Below are 14,752 nucleotides of genomic sequence, written 5' to 3' on the forward strand. Positions count from 1 at the left end.
CTGCCCCGATACACTAGAAGATACAATATGTATGTTCTACTAACTATTGTTAATGTTGGGTGGCTACGGGAATCAGTATAGCATAGAGATATTCCAAACGTCATTAAACAATATTTTCTAAGTTTACAAACAAATATTGCGTACTAACAGGGGGGTGTTTGTTGACCAGCATTCAAGTTAATAAGTATATAACCACATTGCAACAGGGTTAACACTTCGGATAGTGATTTACATAAAGAAAGGCTACTGAGATCAACTCAGCAGCCTTTCCTTCAAATTAGTATATCCAGGACTATCGAATCTTCAACGATAGCTGTATTAACTCCTGGCGCTTCTCAGGACTTGCATTAACATTCTCATACATGGCATCAATAGCTGCACGGTTCTCGCGGTAGCTCTTCTCATGTTTGATTGTGCTATGGGACCATTCAATCAAAGCATTCTCAGCAATAACCAGTTCATTATAAGCATCATGGAAGCCAGTTGCTTGAACAAGCTCTTCCATTACTTCCTGAGTGATCTCCTGCAAAGCCCGCTTTGCTGCAATTTCCTTTTCCATAACCTTTGCTCTATTCTCAAACATATTCTTTGCTTTCGTGTAATCCAATTGTGCTTTTGATAAAATCGGTTTCATCGATAGCTTTCACCTTTCACGTAAAAATGGTTTCTTTGACATTGTAACGCAAATGGGAGCAGATTACAAAGATGTCCGAATGGTAATTTAACCTGAATAAGGTTTTTACTATAGAACTGTCAATCCCTAACTCAGGGTTTTAGGGAAAATTGTAGTGCTTTTCTTCAAAAGCTCCACAGCAATTTTACCAGCCTCAGCTCTTGTCATATTGGCTTTGGGATTAAAGTTGTACGAAGCCTTCTTTTGGCCCGTAGTGGTCACTTCAGCCCCGTTCATAATTTTCGCCTTTGACACGGCCTGAACTGCGGCTAATGCATAGGACTCTATTTTACCGGAATCCAGGAATGACTTGGCTACTGCATCCTTTAATTTCTGATCATTAACCGGCAGCTTCAGCTTGAGTGCTCTGGCAATCATCACTGCCGCTTGCTCGCGCGTAATCGGTTGATCTGGCCCGAATACCCCATCGGTAAGTCCAGTAACAATTCCGGCTCTCGAGGCTGTTTCAATATGTTCATAATCCCAGGTCACTGAACCGGCCCCTGGAACCAAATCAGCGTAAGTCTTATTGCCATCGTAGTTAAGCGGCAGATTCAAGCCTTTTACCAGCAGGGTTGCGAACTCTCCTCTTGTAGTCTGATCGTCTGTGCCAAACTGTTCAAAGCGAAGATTATTCATGATCCCTTTGGAATACAGGGCATTGAGAATGTTACGGGCCCATTGATGATTCGTAATGTCGTTATAACCGCGGCTCATCTTCATAACCTTGTAATAACCAAACTCATCAAACGGAACACTGATTGTATGCTTGTTGGTATCCACAGTACCGCCAATATTCACCCATTCACGGTTGGAATTATATTGGAATACAGTTACAACAGTCCCCGCGTCATCAACGACATTGGAGTCAAAGGCCAGCGTTAGTTTCCCACGCTTGGATGGAGTGATCTTGCGTTCTGCCGGAGTCTGCGGATCACCGAACAAACCATCTACAGAATACGGAGCCAAGCCATTCGTGGCAGGAATGTAGCCTCCGGTCGATACCGTACCCAGTTCTCCCAGGCCTCCGCTAATCCAGTACACATCGGATATTGTTACGAAGTTGCTGCTCTCATATGGAGAACTGAAACGAAGTGAGAACTCATCGGGAATGGTCCAGTTAGGAATTCCGCTCTCTTCAAAGGTTACCGGGAAGCCGATGACATTGCCATAATCGTTACGGCGTTCTACCACACCTGTTGTCGGTTCAGCAATACCGAAGCGAAGTTTGGTATCCGGATAGAACTTCTTCAGGTTGCGTGTATCTGTACTTTGCATTACAGTCCCTTTCGGAAAGCTCAGTTCCAGCTTCTTATTAAATACACTGTATTTGTCCGCTACCTTAGGAGCCATATACTGCGAATCAACAGCCACGGTACCCGTATAGAATATCGAGATAGTATCTGTACTTGTACTGCTTCCTCTGACAACTTGAATTTTGATACTGTTTGCCTTATCCGGCTTCAAGCCTACGTAATCCAGAACGAATCTGCCCGGTCCCAGATCCGTCCGCTTAACGGCCTGCTCTTTGTCAATAACTACATTAGTAGCACCCTCAGCCTCAATATCAAAATGAACAAAGTTCTTATTCACAACATACTGAGTCCCTACAGAGGGTTGAGGAGACAGAATGCGGTAAGCACTGACCTCCCGGATCAGCTCCAGCTTCTGGCTGGTCTTGGCACCAGTGCTGTTAATCAGTTCAAGCGTATAGATGTAAGTTCCCGGTGTATCATTAGTAAGATCCTGAATCCGCATTACGAAGTCCTTCTGACTGCCGGCAAAGCTGGTAGTGTAACGTTGATCAGCAAACACCGGGCTTGCTGTATTTGAAGTACTGGCATTTGCCGGAATATCAAGCGACAAAATATTTTTGGTACCCAGGTTCAGGTTCAGCTTCACAGCCCCGCTGCCCCGCAGCACCAAATCGTAGGTTTTTAGACTGGTTGTATACTTTGTTTCATTATAAATAAAATCAGGTGTCAAATTAAACAATTTCGTGAGCAGTACATCCGTTGGTCCGAAATTAGTGTCCGGGAATGTAGGTCTCCCTGTGCCTAAGGCTGGCTGGAACTTGCTGATGGTTGATACGTTCTCATCAAGAATATAGACGCGCAGTTCCTTGCGAACCTCACGAACCTGTCCTTTTTCATCTACCCCTGTTCCTGTAAGAACAATTTTGTTCTCCCCGAATACGATGGGTCCTGAAGTTGCATTAATTGTTAAATCCACCGAAAAAGTACCATCACTTGGGTTAGGCCATTTCTCAGTTCCCGTGGGCTTCATCTTCGTTCCATTCACATACATTTCAGCGAGGAAGTAGCTGCTGCCCAGATTAAAATCAATATATTGTCCCTTTACGTTCAATACTGTACTTTCTTTGGAGTTTATTACATAAGTCTGGCCATCCGTAAGGTTGGATACATAAATGTAGCTCTTGGAGGCAAATGAAATATTCACATCCTTGTTTGATGACGAGCCATCAATCTTGAATCGGACAGTCTGATTCCCATTCTGGAAATCCGTAATTTTGAAGATATGTTCTGTTGGCGATACCGCCTTAATCCATTGCGGCGCTAAAACTCTGGTGGACAAAGGCAAATAGTTTGCCAGCAGCTTCACAGGAGTGGTTGTCACAGCCGTATTGGTTTTGACCAAGATATAGAATTCTCCAGAATCCACCTTAGCCCCATTCAGCGCTACTCCGGCAGGTACTGTCCCTGTTGTTTCGTTATATCCCGGCAAATACTTCATATCTGTAATTACAATATTATTCTTCATATACTGAAAATCAATGGACCGGTTAACGGTCTTGGTTCCATAGGCTACTGAAAGATTGTGCGTCTGCTTTTCTAAGCGGTTGGCAGGTGTTGCATTATCCTTTGTCAGTGTCAAAGGGAGCTTAAAAGTTACCAGCCGATAAGCAGGTGCGTCCTTAATCGGAGATGGCACTAAAATTTCAGAGCCTAATTTCAACTCCACAGAACCACTGCTTCCAAATACTAATCCTTCCCCATATACAATAGCGGGTACTAAACTATCCAGCTTCACAACCGCTGATCCGCTAAAGGGAACTCCGGCATTGTCTGGAACCATCATCTGGACAAACAGATTAGCGGTATCGCTGTCTTCTGTCATCACTGGCTGGTCTCCGTACAAAAGGTCCTGCCCCTGTTTTTGATTATCCACTAAATACATGGCGACTATGGGGTTCTTCTCATCATAGTAGAAAATTGAATATTGAAAGCTGAGTGTGTCAGAACCATTCTGGACAACCAGCTTAAGGCTATTTACCCCAGGCTTAAGCTCCATACGCTGGGAAAAGAAGGTGCCGTCCTGCAATAATGATGTGCTTGAAGCCGTACCCTCATTAAGAGCAACTGTAACCTTGGTAACATTCTGGGCCTTGCCTTCAAGTGTGATTTCCTTGTTGGCTACGACCAGTTGTGCGCCTTCATTCAGATTCAGCTTCTCAGATCCCCCTAGAACCTGAAGCTTCTCTACATAGGGTACCTGATCAAATAGAACGTAAAATGCTTCGGAGCGGTCATTACTGCCCTGTGATCCGGTCAATGTAATCCGGTTCATACCAGGATACAAGGTCAAATTGGCACTGAAGCGGTTGTCAGGACTATCAACATCCAGCTGAACAACTCCAGGCGTAACATGTGTAGGATCTTCCAGCCACTTGCCGTTCTTCTGATCCCACGTCAATAACTGTACATTGGCTCCAAGTGTAGAACTGGTTACCTTGGTGAAGGTTCCTGTTACTGTGAGACTCGCATCTGTCACCTGCAATACATTGTCTCTGGCAATTTGCGCAGATGACGATGATGAAGCTGGCGGCAGCAGGGTCAGATCAACCGTATTCCGCAGCTTTTGATTATCCGGTGTAAAATAACTGGTCGGCTTATCTGCAGCCGCCGCAATATTCATAAGTCCTGGTGGGACTAAGGATACCAATAAAGCGAACAGAAGTGTCCAGATAAATGTTTTTCTCATGCGCTGCATGTCATTAACCTCTCCCTTTTGTTGATGATAATTATTTTATCGGTCCAGCAGCCCATAATTTGAAGGACTACGCCCAACTTTTCTGTAAGCGGCATCCAGATCTGCAATAGCAAAGGCCCCAGCTTGCCCGGCTATGAGAATAAAACAAAAAAAGCGTACCCTTATGAAAGGATACGCACTAGTATTTAATGAAACTAATTGAAGTTACGCCAGGATGCCGAAGAATTTATAGCTTGCTTCCCCGCTCCTGCCCAACCTTCATCCGCATTCTCAAGAACAAGTCAATCACCGGACGCTTGGTCTTGCTGATGACGCCGGTAATCTCTGCGCCGATCTGCAGGAAGAAGAGCATGACGCAGATGACTACGAAAGTAACCCAGTTGGCTTCGTAGAGCGAAGCAGAGGTCTGGATGACTGCCAGGATGCCGAAGAATGCGGCAATGCCGTAGATGATCAGTACTGTCTGGCGATGGCTGAAGCCAAGCTCACGCAGACAGTGATGGAGATGGCCCTTGTCCGGAGCGAAGATCGGCTTCTTCTGCAGCTTGCGCCGGACGATGGCGAAGAACGTATCCGATAACGGAACTCCGATGATAAGGAGTGGTGTAATGAATGAAACCACCGCAATCTGTTTGAAGCCGAGCAGTGCGAGCAGCGCCAGGCAGAAGCCCAGGAACAGCGAGCCCGTATCGCCCATGAAGATTTTGGCAGGATGGAAATTGAAGAACAGGAATCCCAGAATGCTGCCTAGAAGCAGCAGACAGAGCAAGGCAACCATGGTGTTACCCATCAGGAAGGCCATGACGGCAATCGTAGCAATTGCGATACCAGATACGCCTGCTGCAAGCCCGTCCAGCCCGTCGATCAGATTCACAGCGTTCGTGACACCGACAATCCAGAAGATCGTCAGAGGGATGGCAATCCAGCTCTCTAGGGAAGAATAGCTATTATGAAAAGGAATATTTACGAAATCAACCGTGATGCCAAACCCGAAAACTACGATACAGGCAGCAGCAATTTGGCCCAGCAGCTTCACTTTGGCTGACAGCTCAAAGCGGTCATCCAAACCGCCGATCAATACAATCAGACCTCCGCCGCATAGCAGCGCCTTAATGAAATTAGTCTCCCGGGGAGTGAAGTCGTACGGAATAAACGGCAATACGGCAAGCAGGCCTAACACAAACGCCAGAAATATGCCGAGTCCGCCGAGGCGGGGCATGATCTTCGTATGCACTTTCCGGGCATTTGGCACATCTGTCGCACCGATCTTAATAGCGAATTTCTTCACGAACGGCGTCAAAAGCAGTGCAAGCCCCATGCACACAATGAATCCGGCGATGTATATGATTAACATTTGAAAAGTCGACCTCCATTTCTCTACCGCATTGAATTATACGCTGAACCAAAAACAAATTCCAATACTGTTTTTAGGCGATACCACGGATTTTTTCAGTAAATTTCCTCATTTTACTGGTCTTTTGTTACTTTATCTTTCTCTCGTACCACTTTTACTGCGAATTTCGGCAGCGCAAGCATTCTTTTGTAACGTGTAGGTTCCTTAAGCAGCCGGTATAACCATTCTGCCCTTAATTTCTGGAAGGCAACAGGAGCACGGCGGCTCTTGCCTGAGATCACATCAAAGCTCCCGCCAACACCCATCATCACCGGAATCTGCAGCCGGGATTTGTACTGGGCAATCCATGGTTCCTGACTGTCCGCCCCTCTGGCAACAAAGAGCAAGTCAGGCTTCGCTTCAAGGATGCCGCCCACAATCTGTTCGTCCTCTGCCGGACCAAAATACCCGTCATGATATCCTGCGATGACAATACCGGGATATCTTGTTTGTAACCGGGAAGCCGTCTCGCGAATCACCTCAGGAGTTGAACCGAGCAAATATACTCTCCAGTTATAGCTTTCGCCTTGGTGCAATAATTCATGTAAAAGATCAAAACCGGCTACACGCTCAGCTACAGGCTCATGGCAATATTCCGCTGCCCATACCACTCCAGTCCCGTCGGGGACAACCAGCTCTGCTGATTTCATAATCTCCATATAAGACGGATTCTCCAGCGCCGCCATAACCATGATCGGATTAGCAGTAATTACCTGATGCGGCTCACGCTTATGAACCGCCTCCGTCAAATAGGAAACCGTGGTCTTCATATCCGCCTTGGATACTCGTATGCCAAAAATGGGTACTGTCGGTAATGCGCTATCTGCTTTCACTTGTCACTCATCCTTTACGGCCGAAATATTGGGCAATTCGCCGGGCAGGCGCCTCAGCCTCTTGGGTCAGCGCGGCAATCAGCGGCTCCCGCTCCTGCTTCCAGCGCTCCCCTGAGCTCAGCAGCTCCAGAAGAACGGCAGCCACCTTGTCTGCCTCCAGTGTATCTGTCTTACCCACCGGCTGACAATCCACCCGCTCAAGAAAATGATCAATCTTCGGATCATAAGAGACGCCCATCATCGGAACACGCTGTCCCGCAGCATAGATAAGGCTGTGCAGCCGCATACCTATAAGCGTTTGGCACTGGCTTACCTCCCACAGCATCTTCAGCGGATGAAGCACATCCTCACGGATCGTTACTGATCCCCCATTATCTTCTATAGCCCGGCCTATCTTCTGCATTACATAGCGGGAAGCCTCATTGTCCGCAGGATGATGGAAGGGCAGAAAGTGTACATGGAGCGGCTGGACCGCAGAAGCCTTCACTAAACCCTCAGCCAAGGTATCAAGTTCTTGGCGGGACTCCTCCCAGAAGCGCACGGAGACACCTATAGTAGCGGGCGAACCTTGCAGGCCGGAGTTGAGTGTTCCAGCTACAGGATCTGCTTCTGCATGTTGTTCTGACTGCATATCCTTAGGCAACTCCAGCCCCATAACCGGGTCGGGTACAACGTCTATATCATCAATGCTAAGCCCCATAGACTGAAGCAGCAGGCGGGACTGTTCATCCCGCACGGAGATATAAGCACATTTCCGGAAAATCGATTTGATCAGCGGATGAAACAGCTTGCGGTTCACCGGGCCGATTCCCTGGGAATAGATAAATGTCGGCTTCCCCATCCACTGGGCCAGCTTGATGATGCCCAGGTAATACGGGATGGTCTTGCTGCTTGTCACATCCTGAAGCAGGCTGCCGCCGCCGCTGATCAGACCCGCACTGTCTGATATAGCTCTCCGCACCTCTCCCAGTTTCATCCGGTGTACGGATTCCACCCCGTACGTGGCAGCCGTCCACTCCGGATCAATGGATAAGACCACAGGCACAAGTGTTACTCCGGCGGCCTGGGAATGCTTGCGCAGAGCATTCAGAATCGACTGCAGAACGGCTTCGTCTCCACTGTTGTGGAAGCCGTAAAAGCCGGAGATTACAATTTTTTGAGCAGAGGTGACCATCGTTTCCAACATCCTTCCACAATCTTCCATATCCCTACAGCGATAATACCAATGATCAGGCCGAGTCCAAGACCCAGGAGTCCGCGGACCAGCGAGATTAGTACCGGCGAATGAATATGGGCAAAGGTATCCACCATAGACAACTGGCCAATGACTGCAATAATCATGATGAAGGCTGCACTCCGGTATTTATAGGCCAAGAATGCGCCGAGGATAAAGAGTGGATGTGCCAGCAGGAATTCCTTGTTACGGGGTCTGACCCCGACAGTATTCTCCAGGAAGACACGAAGGATTTTCTCCGGTGCACTTACACTTCCGGCATTCCCGGTCCGGCTCAAATAATACATCCCCACGATACCGATTACTCCGGCCGCAATGACCATAGCGAGTGTAATCGGCGTCCGCAGCAGCTTACCGGTCTTGTTAAAGGCAAATTCGCCACGGTACAGAAGGACATACAGTGCAGTAAGCCCGATCGGGGCCAAGTGCAGCAGACTTACACCGCGGAACTGATCCAGCACCAGGGCGTAGGTAATATTATTCAGCAGAGCAATGACGAAAGGCACCGCACTGAATGTGATTAACGCAGTTTTGACATACAGAACGAGACTATGTGTCAGACGGCGGCGCGGGCTCATTACGGCAAAGGTTAACGGATTGGCGCGTAAAGGCGGGCCCATCTCATTAATTTTGCGGATAGCCAGCACTATAGCCAGGGTAGGCGCACTTATTGCTACGGCAAGCGCCAGCGCCTGTTCAAATAATGTCGGCTTCAGAATCAGCAGTCCTGCACTTCCAACCAGTCCAAGCACCCATACAGGCAGAGTAAGCCAAGGAATGAAGTAGGAGAACAGCAGGGCAACCATAGCCACGGCTCCGATCACTGCAATCAGCTTGAAATAACGCTGGAAGGAGGAGTCGGCCACATCAAACGCTGTAGCTTGTCCAAGCTTGAAGCCATTAGACTCAATCTTGGCCACCGCACCCTCAGGTCCGCTGAGACTCTCGATCAGATTATCCAGCGTATCTGTAATGGCAGCCTTCTTGGTGTCTCTAGAGGGGATCGTGTTCAGATAGATCATGCGGATATTGCGGTCTTTCGTACCCAGTGCGAACCGGTCTGCAATCACTTCAGTCTTCAGGCTGGAATCCGCCTCACTGAGTGAATACAGGCGAGTCACGTTGTAGTCCAGCATATAGGCCAGCTTGGAGAAGCCCTTCTGTTGAACTTTAATATTCTCGATAGCTGCAATCCCCATCCCGTGTTGCTTCAGGAGATTAGCGAAGGCTGTCAGACTGGCCGTATCCGCATCATCGGAGTAACCCTTAACCGACTCGCCTTCAAAAAGAATCCGTTTGACGCCAAGCTCGGCGTAACGGTCCAGCAGCTTCTTCACAGCATCCTGATTGTACGCCAGAGAGTCTACAAGCCGGGGCACAATGCTGAAGCCCTTCCCGTGCAGCATTTCCAGCGTAATCGGGTCCGGCTGCAGCGGCTTGAGCGTTGCATTCTCCAGCGGAGTCTCGATGATCAGCCCCTGCTGTCCGCGGTAGTTCCACTCTTCCGTCCGGATGTCCAGACTACTGAAGGCATCGCGGATAACCGGTGAGAGCATTTCACTGTTCTTCGCACTGGTAAAGAGGACATATGTATAGTTCTCATTCTCCGGAATCACAGTATCGGTAAGATTGGCGATATCAGACGCTCCCCAAATCATCAGGCGGCGCGCCTTGCGGAAATCCTCCAATGTATTTTCATAGATAGCCATACTCTGAACACCGGCAGCCTTCAGCCGGTCCAGCTGCTCGTTGATATAATCCTGCGGATTCTCCCGGTAGCTCGCAACCTCCACGAGATCGCGGTAATCAAAGACAAACTCAACCGTTTTGGAAGACTTCTCTGTCTGTAGACGGTCGTATACGACCGGAAGTGCACTGATCAGCCCTATCACCATAATGATCCATAACCACTTGCGTGATGCTATATTCCAGCGTTGCCATTTCTGCTGCACCAAAGTACCTCCTCTTTCACTTTAAAGCTGATTGCCGTACGTCACAGTTGCCGACCCTCTTGCCAGCGGCAAATTTAAGCGGAAACGGAGGTCTGTCCATCTGGAGCAGCTCCGTTTCCGCAGGGAAGTTATATATTGCTTATTATTTCCCGTCTACCCGCGCCATAACCTGACTGGTCAATTCAGCAACCTTGTGCTTAGCGTTGTCCAGGGATTCACCTACCACGGCAAAATACACTTTGATCTTCGGTTCCGTGCCGGAAGGACGCAGACAGAACCATGAGCCGTCCGACAGCAGATATTTCAGCACGTTCTCTTTAGGCAGACCGTCAAGCCCCAGGGAATAGTCCAGCACCTGCGTCACGGAAGCACCTGCGATTTCGTGCGGCGGGCTGGTCCGCCAGTCATTCATAATCCCCTGAATCTGGGCCACTCCATCCTTGCCCTTCAGCGTACGGGACTCCAGGCTCTCCAGGAAGTATCCGAACTGTGCATACAGCTCTTGCAGCACATCGTACAGGGTCTTGCCCTGGGCCTTGTAATAGGCACCCGCTTCAGCGATCAGCATCGCCGCAAGGACTGCATCCTTGTCACGGGCATAGTTGCCGGCGAGGTATCCGTAGCTTTCTTCATATCCGAACAGATACGTATACTCGCCGGACTGCTCGAACTGATTCATCTTCTCCCCGATATATTTGAATCCGGTCAGGGTGTTGAACACCGTAGCGCCATAATGGCTGGCTACAGCAGCGCCCATCTCACTGGTTACAATGGTCTTGACTACAGCGCCGTTAGCCGGCAGCTTCCCTTGTTCCTGTAAACGGCTCAGGTAATAATGAATCATGAGCGCGCCGGACTGATTCCCGGACAGCACTACAAATTTGCCTTCGTTGTCACGAACCACGGCGCCCATACGGTCAGCATCCGGGTCTGTACCGATCAGCAGATCCGCATTCAATTCCTCGCCCAGCTTCATCGCCAGGGTGAAGGCTTCACGTTCCTCCGGATTCGGAGATTTCACGGTAGAGAATTCGGAATCCGGCTGTTCCTGCTCAGGAACTACATGCACCTGAGTGAAGCCGATCTTCTCCAGTACACGGCGGACCGGAAGATTGCCTGTCCCGTGCAGCGGCGTATAGACAATGGAGAAATCCCGGCCCAGCGAAGAAGCAATCTCTTCACCGCTGACACTTACCGCAGCAACCGTATCCGTAAACGCCTCGTCCTCTTCGGCCTCCAGCCAATGGAGCAGGCCTGCGCTCTCTGCAGCCTCCTGAGACATGCGTTTTACCCCATTGAAGGAGTCCACATTCAAAATGTTAGCAATAACCTTCTCTGCTTCATGCGGCACCAGCTGTCCGCCCTGGGCATTGTATACCTTGTATCCGTTGTATTCAGGCGGATTGTGGCTGGCAGTGATTACAATGCCTCCAGATGCCTTCAAATGACGGACGGTAAAGGACAGCTGCGGCGTGGAGCGCAGGGAAGGGAACAAGTGGGTCTCAATTCCGTTGCCGGCGAGTACAAGCGCAGCCTCCAGCGTGAATTCCGGCGAGAAGCGCCGGGAATCGTGGGCAATAACCACCGAGGGTCTGCCTTCTCCCGTATGCTGTCCCAGAATGTAATCAGCGAAGCCCTGAGTAGCCCGGCCGACTGTATAACGGTTCATCCGGTTACTGCCTGCTCCGATGACTCCGCGCAAGCCGCCTGTACCGAATTCAAGATCTCTATAGAATCGTTCTTCCAGTTCCTTCGGTTCACCGGCGAGAGCCTTCAGCTCTTCTTTGGTGTTCTCATCGACAGAAGGGTCCTGCAGCCAGCGTGCCAGGGTCTCCTGCGCCTTCGGGCTTAATCCAGTCATGTCAATCTCTCCTTCTCCATCTATAATGTATAAGTTTATAACAGCAACTAGCTGAGTGCGAACATAATCTCGCCGGACGCTACCGTCTTGCCGTCCACCTTGGCAGTGGCTTGTCCTTTGCCGATGCTGCCTTTAAGCCGGGTAATCTCTACCTCAAGTACAAGGGTATCGCCAGGGACAACCTGTCCACGGAAGCGGAAGCCGTCAAGCCCGGCCAGAAAACCGATTTTGCCCCGGTTAGCTTCTACTCCAAGGATAGCCACAGCACCTACCTGAGCCAAGGCTTCCGTAATCAGCACACCCGGCATCACCGGGAAGCCAGGGAAGTGCCCGGCAAAAAATGGCTCATTTACCGTTACATTTTTGATGCCGACTGCCCGTTTGCCCATTTCTATTTCTGTAATTTTGTCCACCAGCAGAAATGGGGGCCGGTGGGGGATTATTTCTTGAATTTGATTGGTATCCATCATAATTATTAAAGCTCCCTTCGGTTGTAACCGCGTCTATGAACCTCCGCCTACAGCAGCACTTTTGTTTTATTCTCCGCTGCCCTGCATAAATATGGACAGCTTCGGCAAAAACTATAATTATCCTTCACCACCTGCAGCAGTGGAGGTTAAGATAAGGGGCTTTCTCCACCGCACGCGGCAGCATGGCGGAGAGAGCCCTTTTTGGCGCTCTTAGGGCACGCCATCATTATACATTTTTCAGTATAAAAAAGAAAACTCCCCTGCACAACAAGGGAGCCTCCGATATCGGTATTCCATAGCGTTTCAAGGTGCGAACACCAGATCATATACATGCTTCCAGGTACTCCACAGGAGCACATCACTTAGTTCCTTTTTGCCGAGGATCACATACCCTACGACCAGCCCGCCTCCAAGTGCGGCAACCAGCAGCAATGGAATTAGGAACCACTGGATAATGGTCCAGGCCCTAATCCTGCGCCGCTTGACCGGCTGCTGCTGCTCTTCTTCTGCTTTCTGTGCAGTCTTAACCTTCTCACGACTCATTCCTTCACCTCACGCGCGCATGTTATTAGCCAGGCCCAGCATCTGGTCACTGGAGGACAGCGCCCGGGCAGCAAGCTGATACGTACGCTGAATCTGCATCATCTCCGTCATTTCCCGGCTCAGATCCACGTTAGAGGATTCCAGATAGCCTGAGCGAACGCCTACATCCTTCGCTTCGCCCGCTGCTCTTGGCATGAAAGCCTGCTGCGCGGTCACGCCCTCAGCCAATACATAAAAGTTACCATCCACTGCCTGCAAAGCACTCTTGCTGAGCGGCTCTACAATCATGAGAGACCCGGCCAAGACAGGCGGCTGTTTCTCATCCGTCTTGGTCCACACCTGCCCGCGCTCATCAATAGCAGCACTTACATTAGCCCCTACGGTAAGCGGGGTGCCGTTAGCCCCCAATACAGGATTCCCGGTATTGTCCACAAGAATCATCTTGTCCTTATTAGCGGTATCCGGGGTGAAGTGGAAATTCCCCTGGCGGGTATATGCCGTTTCACCATTCACCTGAACGCCGAACAATCCGTTGCCTTGAAGCGCCAAGTCCGTAGGCTTCCCTGTCTCCTGGAGCGTGCCTTCCTCCCAATTACTTGACACTGTAGGCACACGCACGCCGAAGCCGATATTGAAGCCCAGCGGCATGCTGCGGCCAGTCTGGTCATAATCCTTGGATTGCTGCTGCACACGGGTAAGCACATCCTCGAATGAGCCTTCTTTGCTCTTATAACCATTGGTATTCATATTGGCAATGTTATCCGCTATAATATCCAGCCGCTGCTGCAGACTGGCCATAGAGACAGATGCACCGATTGTCGAGTTGTTCACGGGTCTAACCTCCCACAAGCTTGATAAGAAACTGGCTTACACTGTCAGAACAATGGTCCGTGCAGCTCCGCTATACTCTGCCGACTTCATTCACGGCCTTCTGCAGGCTGCTGTCATAGAACTGGATCACTTTCTGATTCGCTTCATAAGCCCGGTAAGCGGCGTTCATATCCACAGTGACCTGAGTGGCATCCACATTAGAGTTCTCAAGGTAGCCCTGACGGACCTGCAGATTATCAGTTCCATTAGAAAAACGGATATCTGCAGCCTCGGCATCATCAGCGTGGAAGACACCATTACCATCACGCACCAGCTCCTGCGGTCTTGTGATGACACTGATTCCGATCCGGGTGCCTGAAGGCTGTCCCGTAGCATTGTTAATCAGATTTCCCTGCCCGTCCACTTTAAGGTTATCCTGAGGCCCTGTCAATCGTAGCGGATTGCCGTTATTATCGAGCACTCTGAACCCGCCCGAGCTAAGCACTTCCCCTGTAGGTGCGACTGTAAAGCTTCCGTTACGTGTATATAAATTATTGCCTTCATTATCTTGAACCGTAAAGAACGCCTGCGGCCGGTAAGTAACCTCGCCATCCGGACTGATATATTTACCCGAGCCGTCAAAAGCAAGATTTACGCCCGGATTCTCCGGGTCTGGGACCTGCAGATCGGTAGACAGCGCAAAATCTACGCTTTTGCCGCTCTCAATGAGGTCGCCCTGCAGGTATTGGGAGACAGACTGCTCGGCAAAAACACCGGTATTGATCCGTCCGACAGGCTTGGCAGCGCCCCCGTTCATCGCGGTGACCAGCACCTCAGGAAAAGCGTGGCTGACACTGTCGACCTGCTTGTACCCCGTTGTATTCAAATTGACCAAGTTCTGCGTCGCCGTATCATGTCTGCGCTGCTGCGTTACCATTCCTGCTGCGGCTGTATATAATCCTCTGAGCATGA

11 protein-coding genes are annotated in these 14,752 nt (G+C 49.8%); all 11 read right to left on the reverse strand.

Annotated features, from left to right (window positions below):
- Nucleotides 1-292: 292 nt before the first annotated feature.
- The 11 genes from NYE24_RS17160 to NYE24_RS17210 all read right to left on the reverse strand — a co-directional run bounded on the left by NYE24_RS17160 (nucleotide 293) and on the right by NYE24_RS17210 (nucleotide 14,750).
- Nucleotides 293-634, reverse strand: a complete 342-nt coding sequence (locus tag NYE24_RS17160; protein ID WP_036699246.1) for a hypothetical protein — start codon at nucleotides 632-634, stop codon at nucleotides 293-295.
- 126 nt (nucleotides 635-760) lie between these two features.
- The gene (locus tag NYE24_RS17165; RefSeq protein WP_342479176.1) at nucleotides 761-4,675 is read right to left on the reverse strand and encodes an S-layer homology domain-containing protein; all 3,915 of its coding nucleotides are present in this window, start codon (nucleotides 4,673-4,675) and stop codon (nucleotides 761-763) included.
- 235 nt (nucleotides 4,676-4,910) lie between these two features.
- Complete coding sequence (locus tag NYE24_RS17170; RefSeq protein ID WP_036699250.1) at nucleotides 4,911-6,038, reverse strand: MraY family glycosyltransferase; 1,128 nt, start codon at nucleotides 6,036-6,038, stop codon at nucleotides 4,911-4,913.
- Nucleotides 6,039-6,151: 113 nt separating this feature from the next.
- Nucleotides 6,152-6,910 (reverse strand): WecB/TagA/CpsF family glycosyltransferase, encoded by a 759-nt coding sequence (locus NYE24_RS17175; RefSeq protein ID WP_036699251.1) that lies wholly within the window; start codon nucleotides 6,908-6,910, stop codon nucleotides 6,152-6,154.
- A gap of 7 nt (nucleotides 6,911-6,917) precedes the next feature.
- Nucleotides 6,918-8,084, reverse strand: coding sequence for a polysaccharide pyruvyl transferase CsaB (csaB, locus tag NYE24_RS17180; protein ID WP_341027355.1), 1,167 nt, complete (start codon nucleotides 8,082-8,084; stop codon nucleotides 6,918-6,920).
- Nucleotides 8,057-10,096, reverse strand: a complete 2,040-nt coding sequence (locus tag NYE24_RS17185) for a DUF5693 family protein (RefSeq protein WP_342479177.1) — start codon at nucleotides 10,094-10,096, stop codon at nucleotides 8,057-8,059. Before NYE24_RS17185 ends, csaB begins: the two co-directional genes overlap by 28 nt.
- Nucleotides 10,097-10,238: 142 nt before the next feature.
- Complete coding sequence (locus tag NYE24_RS17190; RefSeq protein ID WP_036699256.1) at nucleotides 10,239-11,957, reverse strand: phospho-sugar mutase; 1,719 nt, start codon at nucleotides 11,955-11,957, stop codon at nucleotides 10,239-10,241.
- A gap of 47 nt (nucleotides 11,958-12,004) precedes the next feature.
- Nucleotides 12,005-12,427: a 3-hydroxyacyl-ACP dehydratase FabZ gene (gene fabZ / locus NYE24_RS17195; RefSeq protein WP_036699258.1), complete on the reverse strand. Its 423-nt coding sequence runs from the start codon at nucleotides 12,425-12,427 to the stop codon at nucleotides 12,005-12,007.
- A gap of 303 nt (nucleotides 12,428-12,730) precedes the next feature.
- Nucleotides 12,731-12,970, reverse strand: a complete 240-nt coding sequence (locus tag NYE24_RS17200; protein WP_036699259.1) for a DNA-directed RNA polymerase subunit beta — start codon at nucleotides 12,968-12,970, stop codon at nucleotides 12,731-12,733.
- Between the two features lie 9 nt (nucleotides 12,971-12,979).
- Nucleotides 12,980-13,801, reverse strand: a complete 822-nt coding sequence (locus NYE24_RS17205; protein WP_036699261.1) for a flagellar hook-basal body protein — start codon at nucleotides 13,799-13,801, stop codon at nucleotides 12,980-12,982.
- Nucleotides 13,802-13,871: 70 nt separating this feature from the next.
- Nucleotides 13,872-14,750 (reverse strand): flagellar hook-basal body protein, encoded by an 879-nt coding sequence (locus NYE24_RS17210; RefSeq protein WP_076159463.1) that lies wholly within the window; start codon nucleotides 14,748-14,750, stop codon nucleotides 13,872-13,874.
- Between the last annotated feature and the right edge of the window lie 2 nt (nucleotides 14,751-14,752).

It is taken from the genome of Paenibacillus sp. FSL H7-0350 (assembly GCF_038593195.1).
Lineage (GTDB): Bacteria > Bacillota > Bacilli > Paenibacillales > Paenibacillaceae > Paenibacillus_AQ.